General features: G+C 49.3%; 18 protein-coding genes and 1 other annotated feature. Of the genes, 7 read left to right on the top strand and 11 right to left on the bottom strand.

What is annotated here, in order from left to right:
- Position 1: 1 nt before the first annotated feature.
- The 6 genes from pheS to thrS form a co-directional block, all read right to left on the bottom strand.
- The gene (pheS, locus tag DA718_RS11880; RefSeq protein ID WP_112213408.1) at positions 2-985 is read right to left on the bottom strand and encodes a phenylalanine--tRNA ligase subunit alpha; all 984 of its coding nucleotides are present in this window, start codon (positions 983-985) and stop codon (positions 2-4) included.
- Between the two features lie 169 nt (positions 986-1,154).
- Positions 1,155-1,279: a sequence feature (Phe leader region), on the bottom strand.
- Positions 1,230-1,274: a pheST operon leader peptide PheM gene (pheM, locus tag DA718_RS30390; protein ID WP_001386830.1), complete on the bottom strand. Its 45-nt coding sequence runs from the start codon at positions 1,272-1,274 to the stop codon at positions 1,230-1,232. (Overlaps the previous feature by 45 nt.)
- 118 nt (positions 1,280-1,397) lie before the next feature.
- Positions 1,398-1,754, bottom strand: a complete 357-nt coding sequence (rplT, locus tag DA718_RS11865; RefSeq protein ID WP_004102963.1) for a 50S ribosomal protein L20 — start codon at positions 1,752-1,754, stop codon at positions 1,398-1,400.
- Positions 1,755-1,804: 50 nt separating this feature from the next.
- On the bottom strand, positions 1,805-2,002 hold the full coding sequence (gene rpmI, locus DA718_RS11860) for a 50S ribosomal protein L35 (protein ID WP_001124225.1): 198 nt from the start codon (positions 2,000-2,002) through the stop codon (positions 1,805-1,807).
- A gap of 96 nt (positions 2,003-2,098) precedes the next feature.
- Positions 2,099-2,641: a translation initiation factor IF-3 gene (gene infC / locus DA718_RS11855; protein ID WP_052746887.1), complete on the bottom strand. Its 543-nt coding sequence runs from the start codon at positions 2,639-2,641 to the stop codon at positions 2,099-2,101.
- 3 nt (positions 2,642-2,644) lie between these two features.
- Complete coding sequence (thrS, locus tag DA718_RS11850) at positions 2,645-4,573, bottom strand: threonine--tRNA ligase (protein ID WP_112213407.1); 1,929 nt, start codon at positions 4,571-4,573, stop codon at positions 2,645-2,647.
- A gap of 228 nt (positions 4,574-4,801) precedes the next feature.
- Here thrS and DA718_RS30845 point away from each other — a divergent pair, with 228 nt between their 5' ends.
- Entirely contained in the window at positions 4,802-4,936 is a 135-nt protein-coding gene (locus DA718_RS30845; protein WP_267285565.1) for a hypothetical protein, read from the top strand.
- 90 nt (positions 4,937-5,026) lie between these two features.
- On the opposite strand, the gene DA718_RS11840 is transcribed toward DA718_RS30845, so the two are convergent.
- Together DA718_RS11840 and DA718_RS11835 are read right to left on the bottom strand one after the other, a co-directional pair.
- The gene (locus DA718_RS11840) at positions 5,027-5,260 is read right to left on the bottom strand and encodes a hypothetical protein (protein WP_112213406.1); all 234 of its coding nucleotides are present in this window, start codon (positions 5,258-5,260) and stop codon (positions 5,027-5,029) included.
- Positions 5,261-5,529: 269 nt separating this feature from the next.
- Entirely contained in the window at positions 5,530-6,288 is a 759-nt protein-coding gene (locus DA718_RS11835) for a DUF481 domain-containing protein (RefSeq protein WP_110275668.1), read from the bottom strand.
- Positions 6,289-6,576: 288 nt separating this feature from the next.
- Here DA718_RS11835 and pfkB point away from each other — a divergent pair, with 288 nt between their 5' ends.
- The 3 genes from pfkB (at position 6,577) to DA718_RS11820 (ending at position 8,864) form a co-directional block, all read left to right on the top strand.
- A complete protein-coding gene (gene pfkB, locus DA718_RS11830) occupies positions 6,577-7,509 on the top strand; it encodes a 6-phosphofructokinase II (protein ID WP_112213405.1) in 933 nt (310 codons plus the stop codon).
- Between the two features lie 91 nt (positions 7,510-7,600).
- Positions 7,601-7,885 (top strand): type V toxin-antitoxin system endoribonuclease antitoxin GhoS, encoded by a 285-nt coding sequence (ghoS, locus tag DA718_RS11825; RefSeq protein ID WP_112213404.1) that lies wholly within the window; start codon positions 7,601-7,603, stop codon positions 7,883-7,885.
- A 106-nt stretch (positions 7,886-7,991) separates the two neighbouring features.
- The gene (locus tag DA718_RS11820) at positions 7,992-8,864 is read left to right on the top strand and encodes a fructosamine kinase family protein (protein ID WP_112213403.1); all 873 of its coding nucleotides are present in this window, start codon (positions 7,992-7,994) and stop codon (positions 8,862-8,864) included.
- A 12-nt stretch (positions 8,865-8,876) separates the two neighbouring features.
- On the opposite strand, the gene tonB is transcribed toward DA718_RS11820, so the two are convergent.
- Positions 8,877-9,602, bottom strand: a complete 726-nt coding sequence (gene tonB / locus DA718_RS11815) for a TonB system transport protein TonB (RefSeq protein WP_112213402.1) — start codon at positions 9,600-9,602, stop codon at positions 8,877-8,879.
- Positions 9,603-9,813: 211 nt separating this feature from the next.
- Between tonB and DA718_RS11810 the strand changes: the two genes are divergently transcribed.
- A complete protein-coding gene (locus tag DA718_RS11810; RefSeq protein ID WP_110275659.1) occupies positions 9,814-10,110 on the top strand; it encodes a YciI family protein in 297 nt (98 codons plus the stop codon).
- Between the two features lie 57 nt (positions 10,111-10,167).
- Here DA718_RS11810 and DA718_RS11805 read toward each other — a convergent pair whose 3' ends face one another.
- On the bottom strand, positions 10,168-10,341 hold the full coding sequence (locus DA718_RS11805; protein ID WP_130624366.1) for a YciY family protein: 174 nt from the start codon (positions 10,339-10,341) through the stop codon (positions 10,168-10,170).
- Between the two features lie 143 nt (positions 10,342-10,484).
- Between DA718_RS11805 and cls the strand changes: the two genes are divergently transcribed.
- Both cls and DA718_RS11795 read left to right on the top strand, forming a co-directional pair.
- Complete coding sequence (gene cls, locus DA718_RS11800) at positions 10,485-11,945, top strand: cardiolipin synthase (RefSeq protein ID WP_112213401.1); 1,461 nt, start codon at positions 10,485-10,487, stop codon at positions 11,943-11,945.
- Positions 11,946-11,979: 34 nt separating this feature from the next.
- Positions 11,980-12,309: an HI1450 family dsDNA-mimic protein gene (locus tag DA718_RS11795; protein ID WP_110275588.1), complete on the top strand. Its 330-nt coding sequence runs from the start codon at positions 11,980-11,982 to the stop codon at positions 12,307-12,309.
- 65 nt (positions 12,310-12,374) lie between these two features.
- Here the strand turns inward: DA718_RS11795 and DA718_RS11790 are convergent, their stop codons facing one another.
- On the bottom strand, positions 12,375-13,211 hold the full coding sequence (locus DA718_RS11790) for an ion transporter (protein ID WP_112213400.1): 837 nt from the start codon (positions 13,209-13,211) through the stop codon (positions 12,375-12,377).
- Between the last annotated feature and the right edge of the window lie 39 nt (positions 13,212-13,250).

Raw genomic sequence — 13,250 nt, 5'->3', positions numbered from 1 at the left:
CTTATTTAAACTGTTTGAGGAAACGCAGATCGTTTTCGAAGAATGCGCGTAAGTCGGTTACGCCGTAGCGCAGCATAGTCAGTCGCTCCATACCCATACCGAAGGCAAAGCCGGAATAGATTTCCGGATCAATGCCAACGTTGCGCAGTACGTTCGGGTGCACCATGCCGCAGCCGAGCACTTCCAGCCATTTACCGTTTTTCCCCATGACGTCAACTTCAGCAGAAGGCTCTGTGAACGGGAAGTAGGACGGACGAAAACGAATCTGCAAATCTTCTTCAAAAAAGTTACGCAGGAAATCGTGGAGGGTTCCCTTCAGGTTGGTGAAGCTGATGTTAGTGTCAACAATCAGGCCTTCCATCTGGTGGAACATTGGAGTGTGAGTCTGATCGTAGTCGTTACGATAAACGCGGCCTGGTGCAATAATGCGGATTGGCGGCTGCTGGTTGGCCATGGTGCGGATCTGCACGCCAGAAGTTTGAGTGCGCAGGAGGCGCGTGGCATCAAACCAGAAAGTGTCGTGGTCAGCGCGCGCCGGATGGTGGCCAGGAATATTCAGCGCATCGAAGTTATGGTAGTCATCTTCGATTTCCGGACCGGTCGCGACGGTAAAGCCGAGCTCACCGAAGAAACTTTCAATACGGTCGATGGTACGGGTAACCGGGTGCAGACCACCGTTCTCGATACGACGCCCCGGCAGAGAGACATCAATGGTCTCCGCGGCCAGACGCGCGTTAAGCGCTGCGCCTTCGAGGTCAGCTTTACGCGCGTTAAGCGCCTGCTGGACCTGCTCTTTGGCTTCGTTGATAACCGCACCGGCTGCCGGGCGATCTTCAGCAGGCAGCTCACGCAGGGTCGTCATCTGAAGGGTCAATTGCCCTTTCTTACCCAAATATTCCACGCGGACGTTGTCCAGCGCAGCAACATCTGATGCCTCGTTAATGGCTGCCTTCGCACTGGCAACCAGCTCTGCGAGATGTGACATGGTTTTCCTCATTATGTCGGTGCAGACACCGGTTATGGTTATTATTTTGCTCTCACTATTTCGAGTGACAGGTAGTGGGTAAATCCGTATCTACCGCAGATTGCTCCAGCGGGATCGCACGAGTTAATTCACCTACCTGCAGCTTGAAATAGAATGAGCCAGTTCATATACGAAAAAAGCCTCCACCAGGGAGGCTTTTAGGCGCTGTTTTCCGTTTCTTCTTTCACGCGCTAGCCTCCTGAGTTCAGGTGCTAAAGTAAAAAAAGAAGCGGAAAATAGCAGCATTCATGCTTGCATTACCTTGTCTGGTACGAAACGGAAGACCTGTATTGAAAAGCTTACGACAATAAAAGTCAATGTATTGATAGTGTTGAAACGAAAAGAGGGAGACAAGCTCCCTCTTTCAACTGGCTTATGCCAGAGCTGCTTTCGCTTTTTCGACCAGCGCGGTGAACGCTAATTTGTCGAATACTGCGATGTCAGCCAGGATCTTACGGTCGATTTCAACAGAGGCTTTTTTCAGGCCGTTGATGAATTTGCTGTAAGAAATACCGTTCTGACGTGCTGCTGCGTTGATACGCGCAATCCACAGTTGACGGAACTGACGCTTTTTCTGACGACGGTCACGATAAGCGTACTGACCAGCTTTGATAACAGCCTGGAAGGCAACGCGGTATACGCGAGAACGCGCACCGTAGTAGCCTTTAGCTTGTTTCAAAATTTTCTTGTGACGTGCACGGGCAACTACACCACGTTTTACGCGAGCCATATGTGCTCTCCTGTATCTATTCTAATTAAAAAGTTAAAAGGGTTAACGACTTATGCGTACGGCAGGCACGCGATTACCAGGCCCAGATCGCCTTTGGAAACCATGGCTTTCGGACGCAGATGACGTTTACGCTTGGTAGCTTTTTTGGTCAGAATGTGACGCAGGTTAGCGTGCTTGTGCTTAAAACCACCTTTACCGGTTTTTTTGAAGCGCTTAGCAGCACCGCGTACGGTCTTAATTTTTGGCATTTTAATAACTTCCACTTCGCATTGTTAATAAACGAAACATAGGCGAACAACGACTATAGAGCCCGCAGGCTCCATAGGCATTGCTACTTGAAGGCCTTACTGTTTCTTCTTAGGAGCGAGCACCATGATCATCTGGCGGCCTTCGATCTTCGTTGGGAAGGATTCGACAACTGCCAGTTCACTCAGATCGTCACGAACGCGCGTAAGCACTTCCATACCGATCTGTTGGTGGGCCATCTCACGACCGCGGAAACGCAGCGTGATCTTGGCCTTATCGCCATCTTCCAGAAAGCGAATCAGGCTGCGGAGTTTTACCTGATAATCGCCATCGTCGGTACCAGGGCGGAATTTAATTTCCTTAACCTGGATAACTTTTTGCTTTTTCTTCTGTTCCTTAGAAGACTTACTCTTTTCATAAAGGAACTTGCCGTAGTCCATGATACGACAAACTGGCGGTTCGGCGTTAGGGCTGATTTCAACTAAATCTACTCCGGCTTCTTCAGCCTTTTCGATTGCTTCTCTCAGACTCACAATACCCAAAGCTTCGCCTTCCAGACCTGTTAAGCGAACTTCCAGGGCGCGAATCTCGCCATTGATACGATTCGGACGTGCCGTTTGAACTCGTTTTCCGCCTTTAATACCTTATTCCTCCAGTTGTTTTAGACTGCGGCTGCGAATCTCTTGTTGCAGCTTCTCGATAACTTCATTTACGTCCAGGCTGCCCAAGTCTTTGCCACGACGGGTACGCACGGCAACTTTGCCTGCTTCTACCTCTTTGTCGCCACAGACCAACATGTAAGGGACACGACGTAAAGTGTGCTCGCGGATTTTAAAGCCTATCTTCTCATTTCTCAAGTCTGCTTTTACGCGAATGCCCGCATTTTGTAGTTTACGAGTCAATTCGTTAACGTATTCAGCCTGAGAATCAGTAATATTCATCACCACAACCTGCACAGGTGCAATCCAGGTTGGGAAGAAACCAGCGAACTCTTCGGTCAGGATGCCAATAAAGCGCTCCAGTGAACCAAGAATCGCACGGTGAATCATTACCGGAACCTGTCGTTCGTTATTTTCGCCTACATAAGAGGCGCTCAGACGAGCCGGCAGGGAGAAGTCTAACTGTATAGTACCGCACTGCCATGCACGATCGAGGCAGTCATAAAGGGTAAATTCAATTTTCGGGCCATAGAATGCCCCTTCACCCAGTTGATACTCAAACGGGATGTTATTCTCTTCCAGAGCTACGGCCAGATCCGCTTCCGCACGATCCCACGTTTCATCACTGCCGATACGTTTTTCCGGACGCGTTGAAAGTTTGACGACAATTTTGTCGAAGCCGAAAGTGCTATACATATCATAGACTAAACGAATGCAAGCATTGACTTCATCACGCACCTGATCTTCGGTACAGAAGATATGGGCATCATCCTGAGTAAAGCCGCGTACACGCATTAAACCATGCAACGCGCCTGATGGCTCGTTACGATGGCAGCTACCGAACTCAGCCATACGTAATGGCAGATCGCGATAGGATTTCAGACCCTGATTGAAGATCTGAACGTGACCTGGACAGTTCATCGGCTTGATGCAGTATTCACGATTCTCGGAAGACGTGGTAAACATCGCATCTTTATAGTTGTCCCAGTGGCCCGTTTTTTCCCACAGCACACGGTCCATCATAAACGGACCTTTAACTTCCTGATACTGGTACTCCTTCAGCTTGGAGCGCACGAAAGTTTCCAGTTCACGGAAGATAGTCCAGCCGTCGTTGTGCCAGAACACCATACCCGGTGCTTCTTCCTGCATATGATACAGGTCGAGCTGCTTGCCAATTTTACGATGGTCGCGCTTGGCGGCTTCTTCCAGACGCTGCAGATAAGCATTCAGCGCCTTTTTATCTGCCCATGCGGTTCCGTAGATACGTTGCAACATCTTATTGTTGCTATCACCACGCCAGTAGGCACCGGCGGTCTTCATCAGCTTAAAGTGATGGCAGAAACGCATGTTCGGCACGTGTGGGCCACGACACATGTCGACATATTCTTCGTGATGGTATAAGCCGGGCTTATCATCATGAGCAATGTTTTCATCAAGAATCGAAACTTTGTAGTTTTCGCCACGCTTCACGAAGGTTTCACGCGCTTCATGCCAGCTGACTTTCTTCTTGATGACGTCGTAGTTTTTCTCAGCGAGCTCGTGCATACGTTTTTCGAGCGCGTCGATATCTTCCTGGGTCAGGGTATGGTCCAGATCGACATCATAGTAGAAACCATTGTCGACAACCGGGCCGATCGCCATCTTGGTATTTGGCCACAGCTGTTTAATTGCGTGCCCCAAAAGGTGGGCGCAGGAGTGACGAATAATTTCCAGACCATCTTCATCTTTAGCGGTGATGATGGAGAGGCTTGCATCGTTTTCAATAGGATCGCAGGCATCAACCAGCTCGCCGTTGACACGACCAGCAATTGTGGCTTTCGCCAGACCTGGACCGATATCCAGAGCAATATCCATCGGGCTCACAGCGTGATCAAAATGGCGTTGGCTGCCATCAGGAAGCGTAATTACAGGCATTTCATGTCCTTATTTGCAGTGGTGCCCCACACGAAAGAGCACATACAAAACAATATAATCATAATTATCAACAAGTTCAGGCCCAGTTCCCGCTTCACTCTGCGAAATATGAGCACGACCGTTTACCGAATCGAACCCACCTGCAGCCGCCTGTAGATAACACCGACAGTCAGTTTACACATCATTACTGCGTGATTAAAGTCACATGAGACTAAATGGTTCTGGTTGATGGAAAAACAAGAGGTGGCAGCCCAAAAAAAACGCACGCTATTTGATTTGATGATATGCGAAAAAAGAAACGGTATCGGTATGATAAAAACCAAGTGTGATAATAAGAATTTAACACAACAAATGGATGTTTAACAAAAAATGCGGAAAGCAAAACCGGTACATCATTACCCGGCTTGCTGCTTTACGAAATAATGGAATATAAATGATGTGTTAGATGAAATATCAGGACCACTCTCCGGCAACAAGCTTGTGCACATCAAAGGCATCATTCATTGACTGACCCGTTGATTGGGAACCTGGAGCAATATTGGAGCCCGCTTCAACGTCAGTCGCTTTAGCAATGCCAACTTGAGTATGGTCGTTGTTGGCTGGCTGTGGAGCCGTGTTAGCAGCAAATGCGCCAAAAGATAGCGTGCACAGCATCACAGCCGCGATTGCGATTTTGTTATTTTTCATGATAGTGATTCTCTTATTTGTTTCAGCTAATTGAACGGAGGCATTATCTCCGTCAGTGCTAAACAGTATAGATCCAGATCACATTCTTGTCCGACTAAATATTTATCTTTTCGTGTCAAATTAACTGCATATTTGTCAACAAAAAGACAATTATGAGGAAATTATGAAGGCAATTTCTTTTTATAAAAAATAAAACGAAAGGCCAAAAATAATAATGTCACTTATTGCTAAATTTAAAACAATCAGGCCGGAATATCCGGCCTGATATATTACATTTTATAACCGAGCGACAGAGTAGTACGTCTATCGGTGTGCGCTGGCGCTGAGGACGGCGGTTCAGAGTTCCAGGTCAGGTTATAGGCTACTTTAAGCGCAAAATGTGCATTGATAGCAACATTTAACGCGCTTTCCGTGTTGAGCGTCGTATCTTCAGAGCCGAAAACTGAAACACCCTGTGTAAATTTGGTGGTATCGGTCATCTGCCACGCATAGGTACCAGAAGCATAGCCCAGCGGCTGAGTGTCGTTGTCACCATCGGTATATTCGTCATAACGTACGCCAGGACCAAATTCAAAACGCAGGCTGTGTACCGGGCCATTGAGGATTTGCCGACCATAACCCGCGGTGAGTACATCACGCTGCTGATAACCGTTATAACGATCCGTCAACCAGCTCGCCTGGCCAAAAATATAATTCTGATCGGTCAGGTTATAACGACTACGCCCGCCTACCGCGTACTTTTCCGAAGAACGTTGATCGTTTGACGATGTATTGCTGGCATTCCCCCAAAGTGACCACGCTGTAGTATTACCATACCAGGTCAAAGTAGAGTCCGCAGTCATCGAGGAACTTTTCGTATTGCCAGACTGCGCCAGATAACCAGCGTTAACAGTACCTTCGAAAGGTTTTTTGGCTGTGGAAGGGTCATCCATGACAGTAAAAACGGAATCATCGGCCATTGCGCATGTAGATGCAAAGAGCCCCCCCGCCAGCATTGCCGCTGCGGGTACTGTCTTCAAAAGCTTCATTTAATTTAAAGTCCGTACAACATAAAAGGAGACCAGGATGGTCCCGGGAGCTTTCGCAAGGATCGCTGATTGCCGCTCCAGGAAAGGGATTAAATTATAAAAAAGCACGATTAACTTAGCAATCAATTACTATTTCATTTTTTGTATAAGAGGCTTCTCAAAACAATTTTTATTTCATAAAGATAAAAAGAGATGCTGGTGCAAATGTCACTCGTTACTTTCCCTGCCCTCCTTTAAGTGCCATGCTTAAAAACAGAGCAGCTAAATTCGTGTTATGGAGGAAATTGGATGACCAAAATCTATACGCTCACATTAGCCCCTTCGCTCGACAGCGCAACGCAGACCCCGCAAATCTACCCGGAAGGCAAACTACGCTGTAGCGCTCCCGTTTTCGAACCTGGCGGTGGAGGGATAAATGTTGCGCGAGCCATTACTTTTCTTGGCGGCAGCGCTACCGCAATATTCCCCGTCGGCGGCGCGACGGGAGAACATCTCACAGCCCTGCTGATCGATGAACATGTTCCGGTAGAGACAGTAGAAACGCATGACTGGACGCGACAAAATCTTCATGTGCATGTGAATACCAGCGGTGAACAGTATCGTTTCGTCATGCCTGGAGCCGCGTTAACCCAGGAAGAGTTTCATCGCCTGGAAGAAAAAGTTCTCTCCATTTCCCCCGGTTCCCTATTGGTTATCAGCGGCAGTCTGCCACCAGGCATCAGCGTCGAGAGCCTGACAAAATTAGTCAAAAACGCTCAACAGCATGGACTGCGTTGTATTATCGATAGCTCTGGCGAAGCCCTCGCCGCCGCACTCAACGTTGGCAATATTGAACTGGTTAAACCGAACCAGAAAGAACTCAGCGCCCTCGTTCAGCGCGATCTCAACCAACCGGATGATGTACGTAAGGCAGCCCTGGAGCTAATTCGTACTGGCAAGGCCCGGCGCGTCGTGGTTTCACTGGGACCCCAAGGGGCTTTAGGTGTCGATGCCAACGGCAGCGTACAGGTCGTACCGCCACCGATGAAGAGTCAGAGCACCGTCGGCGCTGGTGACAGTATGGTCGGTGCGATGACTCTTCGGCTGGCGGAGAATGCTTCCCTTGAAGATATGGTGCGCTTTGGCGTTGCGGCGGGGAGCGCTGCAACAATAAACCAGGGAACTCGTCTTTGCTCTCTGGAAAATACGCAAAAAATCTACGATTACCTGCGCGGTTGTTAATCCCCTACTCCCTCTGCCTCTCCAGAGGGAGTCGCCAAATCACCGTGATGGTCTATGCTGAAAATGCCATGGATAACAATGAGGTGAAAAAATGAGTAGCGAAATTACTGCCTGGGTCGTCACGGCTCGCTTTCATGAAGAAACGTTAACAGAAATTAACGAGCTCAGTAACCATCTCATTCGAGCCGGTTTTACCCTTGTTTTAAATGATGATGAAGGAAATGCCCACGAGCTCGGAACCAATACATTTGGCCTGCTTTCCGCTCAGGATGCCGCCGATGTGAAAGCCCTGAGCGCAGGTTTAGCCGAAACTGCCCTGGGAAGACCTATCGAAATAACCGTCACCACATTTGTTCAGTGGTTGAAAGCTCAATAAGTGCGATTAGCGCAGTAGAAACCGTCAGTTGTGCGTCAGTTCGAATTTTACACCGAGGTTATGCGCTAACCTTATGAAATGGTGGAAAACATAGGGGAGAGACAGCATGTGGCAAGCTATCAGCAATTTGTTAAGCGATTGGCACACTGAAGCAGCTGAAATCGAACTGCGAAACGAACTACCTGGTGGAGAAATCCATGCAGCCTGGCATTTACGCTTTGGTGGGCGAGATTACTTCGTAAAATGTGATGAACGGGAGCTTTTGCCCATCTTCACCGCTGAAGCAGATCAGCTTGAGCTGCTGTCACGAAGTAAAACCGTTAGCGTACCGCAGGTTTTTGCTGTCGGCAGCGACCGGGATTACAGTTTCCTGGTGATGGAATATCTCCCTCCCCGGCCACTGGATGCGCATAATGCTTTCCTGTTAGGTCAACAAATCGCGCATTTACATCAATGGAGCGATCAGCCGCAGTTTGGTCTCGATTTTGATAACGATCTCTCCACCACTCCGCAGCCAAACGCGTGGCAGCGCCGCTGGTCCACTTTCTTTGCCGAGCAGCGCATTGGCTGGCAGTTGGAGTTAGCCGCCGAAAAAGGTCTGCATTTTGGCGATATTGATACTCTCGTCGACACTGTACAACAGCGGCTGAGCAATCATCAGCCACAGCCATCATTACTTCACGGAGATTTATGGTCTGGCAACTGTGCGCTAGGGCCGAATGGACCTTATATTTTCGACCCGGCCTGCTATTGGGGTGACAGAGAGTGCGATCTGGCTATGCTGCCGTTACATCTTGAACAACCACCGCAAATTTACGACGGTTATCAATCCGTTTCACCGCTGCCGTCCGGCTTTCTCGAACGTCAACCCATCTACCAGCTATATACATTGCTGAACCGGGCGATTCTGTTTGGTGGACAACATTTGGTCACGGCGCAGAAAGCACTTGATGACGTATTAATGGAAAAGGCCCCTTAAGGGGCCTCACTCTTAGCTAATCTTCACGCCTTTCAGACGGAACTGAATGGTCATGGTGATGCCAGTACCCGGTTTACCTGCTTCATAGCGCCATTTACGTAAAGCGCTCTTCACTTCACGCTCAAACATATTCGCTGGCTGAGCGGAGAGGATCTGCACGTTATCCACGCGACCGTCCGGCGTAACATCAAATTTAACGCGAACATCACCCTCAATGCGCAGCGCCTGGGCACGAGCTGGATAGGTCGGTTCTCCGCGGCTTAACGCTCGTGGACCGGTCGGGGCCGTAACGGTTGGTTTAGCGGTCGCGGTCGATGTACTTGGTGCCGTGCGCGCTGGTGCCGTATTTGAGTTTTCAAACGGCGATGCAGGGCGCGTTTCCGCTGGTTTCACATCACGCTTTGGCTGCTCAACCTTTTTTTCCGGCTTCGGTTTTGGTTTTGGCTTCGGCTTGGGTTTATGGATCACAACCGGTGCCTCTTTTGGCGGTTCAGGCACCACTTCCGGTTCAGGCTCTGGCTCAACTACGGGTTCAACCACCGGCTGCGCCGCCTGAGGCGGTTCCAGATCGGCCGGGGCCACCATTGTAATTTCGATAGGCTGCGAAGGCGAAGGTCGTTCAATAACCTGATGTACCGAAGTATACAGCAACGCCGCTACAACACCTCCGTGGATAACCACGGACAGTAGCGTAGGCCACGGAAAGCGGCGAGGTAAATCAAGGGTCATTGCGCTCATAGTCGTTTCTGTTGAAAAATGATGCCCCGATTTTAAATGCAAATAGCAATCATATTCAACTAGGGTTGTTATGTTGCATCAAAATTTGCCCCCTTTTCTGACAAAAAGGCGCCAGAGCATGGCAATCTAAGGGTCGTGCGCATCTTTGCATTGCAGTCAACGACGGTTTCACTTAACGTGATTCGCCAATTTATTAATAAGGAGCCATGCCGTGCTTTACGTTATCTACGCTGAAGATATCGCCGACTCTCTGGAAAAACGATCGTCGGTACGTCCCGCCCACCTGGCGCGTTTACAACTATTACATGATGAAGGTCGTTTGCTGACCGCTGGCCCAATGCCTGCTGTAGACAGTAATGAACCTGGCGTGGCTGGCTTTACCGGTTCAACGGTTATTGCAGAATTTGAATCACTGGAAGCGGCGCAATCATGGGCCAATGATGACCCGTATATCGCTGCTGGGGTTTATCAGAAAGTGTCCGTTAAGCCTTTCAAAAAGGTATTCTGAAAACAAGACCCTGACCAAAAACAGAGGCACCGCGAGCGGTGCCTTTTGTTTCGACTCTCAAAACTCAGAGAAAGTGAACAGCAGGGAATGACGTTGCCGTTTCACCAGCTCTTTTCTGATGGAGAGGATGCGCATATTGCGACGCGATTGGCCTTCCAGCCAGCGTGTTTTACGGCGACTCACCTGTCTTAGCATGCGCCAGCGCCCTACTTCCGTTCTACTACGCTTCATTGCTACTACTCTACAAGTGAAAACAGCCAGCATTATAGACCGATGAATCTGGGTGACCAACGCTTTCGCTGCGTTTTTATTTGCCAGATTGATGTTGATGCGTAAACTCATGACATAAAGTCATTCAAAAGGATTTTTCATCTATGACAACCTTTTACACAGTGGTTAACTGGCTGGTCATACTCGGTTACTGGCTGCTGATCGCTGGTGTAACATTACGCATACTAATGAAAAGACGTGCAGTTCCGTCAGCAATGGCGTGGTTGCTGATCATCTACATCCTTCCGCTTGTGGGAATCATTGCCTATCTCTCGTTTGGCGAGCTGCATCTGGGTAAACGCCGCGCTGAACGCGCTCGCGCAATGTGGCCTTCGACGGCCAAATGGTTAAAAGATCTCAAAGCCTGCAAACATATCTTTGCCGATGAAAATAGCCCGGTCGCCGAATCGTTATTCCAACTCTGCGAGCGCCGCCAGGGCATCGCTGGCGTTAAAGGCAACCAGCTTCAGCTACTCACCGAATCAGATGACGTTATGCAGGCGCTTATCCGAGATATTCAGCTCGCTCGTCACAATATTGAGATGGTGTTCTATATCTGGCAGCCTGGCGGTATGGCCGATAAGGTCGCGGAATCGTTAATGGCAGCGGCCAGGCGCGGCGTACACTGCCGTTTAATGCTCGACTCCGCGGGTAGCGTGGCTTTTTTCCGCAGCCCGTGGGCCGCCATGATGCGCAATGCGGGAATTGAGGTTGTCGAAGCGCTGAAGGTAAACCTGATGCGCGTCTTTCTGCGTCGCATGGACCTGCGTCAACATCGCAAAATGGTCATGATCGATAACTATATTGCCTATACCGGCAGTATGAATCTGGTCGATCCACGTTTCTTTAAACAAGACTCTGGCGTTGGTCAGTGGATCGATTTGATGGCGCGAATGGAAGGCCCAGTCGCGACTGCCATGGGTATTGTTTATTCCTGTGACTGGGAGATTGAGACCGGAAAAAGGATTTTACCACCGCCGCCAGACGTCAATATCATGCCGTTCGAAGAGGCCAGTGGGCATACAATTCATACCATAGCTTCCGGTCCGGGTTTCCCGGAGGACTTGATTCATCAGGCTCTGTTGACCGCCGCCTATGCAGCCAAAGAGCATTTGATCATGACCACTCCCTACTTTGTGCCCAGTGACGATCTGCTGCATGCTATCTGTACTGCCGCCCAACGCGGTGTCGATGTCAGCATTATTTTGCCACGCAAGAACGATTCGCTGCTGGTCGGCTGGGCCAGCCGCGCTTTCTTTAGTGAACTGCTGGCGGCAGGGGTGAAGATTTACCAATTTGAAGGCGGACTGCTGCATACCAAAAGCGTATTAGTTGACGGCGAACTCAGTCTGGTCGGTACCGTGAATCTCGACATGCGCAGCCTATGGCTTAACTTCGAAATTACGCTGGTGATTGACGATGCCGGATTTGGTAGCGATCTGGCGGCAGTTCAGGACGACTATATCTCTCGCTCGCGCCTGCTGGACGCCCGCTTGTGGTTAAAACGTCCGCTGTGGCAGCGGATCGCTGAGCGACTGTTTTACTTCTTCAGTCCGTTGCTGTAAAACGTGCCAATCAGATGTTTAATGGGTAGCAATCATGGATATGGATTTAAACAATCGCCTGACCGAAGACGAAACGCTTGAACAAGCCTACGATATCTTCCTGGAACTGGCTGTCGACAACCTCGATCCGGCGGATGTCATTCTGTTCAACCTACAATTTGAAGAACGCGGCGGTGCCGAGCTGTTTGACCCGGCTCCTGATTGGGAAGAACACGTCGATTTTGACCTCAATCCGGATTTCTTTGCCGAAGTGGTGATTGGCCTGGCCGATACCGATGGCGGTGATATTAACGATATCTTTGCCCGCGTGCTGCTGTGTCGCGAAAAAGACCACAAGATTTGCCATATTCTGTGGCGAGAATAAGCTCTTTCTCAAGCCAATAGCTATACAGAAGAAGCCTGCCTGATTTACCGAGGCAGGCTTTTTATTTACTTAGGCAGTTCGCTTCCGCATACCTTACAGTAGTGTGCATCTTTCTCATGCGTATCATGCTGACAATTTTGACATGTACGCTGAGCTCGTCGATTCTGAAATGCCGTGGTCATGTGGGTGGTAATTAAGCCGGTCGGAATCGCAATAATCGAGTAGCCGATTAAGATAAGTATGGAGGCAAGAATACGCCCCAACGGCGTATGTGGTGTGATATCGCCATACCCCACCGTCGTTATCGTCACAATCGCCCAGTAAACTGACGCATTTAGCGTGGTGAATCCGTATTTCGGCCCCTCAACCAGATACATTAGCGCACCAAAAATCACCATCACGATAGCAATAAAAGAATAAAAAAGGATCAGCTGGTGGCGGGCGCTGACGATGGCGGCCCAGAAAATATTCAGCGATGGCATAAAACGCAGCAGCTTAAGAATGCGTAACGCGCGAATAGCACGCATGGCCCGCCAGGCAAAGACGTAATCGAGGCTAATCTCCGGCCACATCCACATCACATACATCGGTAAGATAGTGGCAAGGTCAATAATTCCCCAAAAACTAAAAATATACTTAAGCGGATTCGGCCAGCTGATGATCCGCAGAAGATATTCGAGGGTAAAAACCGCAGTAACAATAAGCTCAAGCCAGACAAAAATATGCCATTCATCTAATGTCAGATGATATTGAGTTCCTAGCCCGGACTCGATAAATATGACCAACACCGATAGCAACGCAAAAACGCCGCAAAGACCTTCAAAATGGCGGCCAGAGCGTCGGTTTTGATCGAAGAGTAAATGATACAGCCGCAGACGAGCGGCATGAATATGAAAAGCCACGTTAACCTCGCTAAAAAAGGGCTGACTTACGTCAGCCCC

It is taken from the genome of Klebsiella huaxiensis, from assembly GCF_003261575.2.
In the GTDB taxonomy this organism is placed as follows: domain Bacteria; phylum Pseudomonadota; class Gammaproteobacteria; order Enterobacterales; family Enterobacteriaceae; genus Klebsiella; species Klebsiella huaxiensis.
The sequence above is the reverse complement of the archived record's forward strand: the minus strand, read 5'-3'. Positions and strand labels throughout refer to the sequence as shown.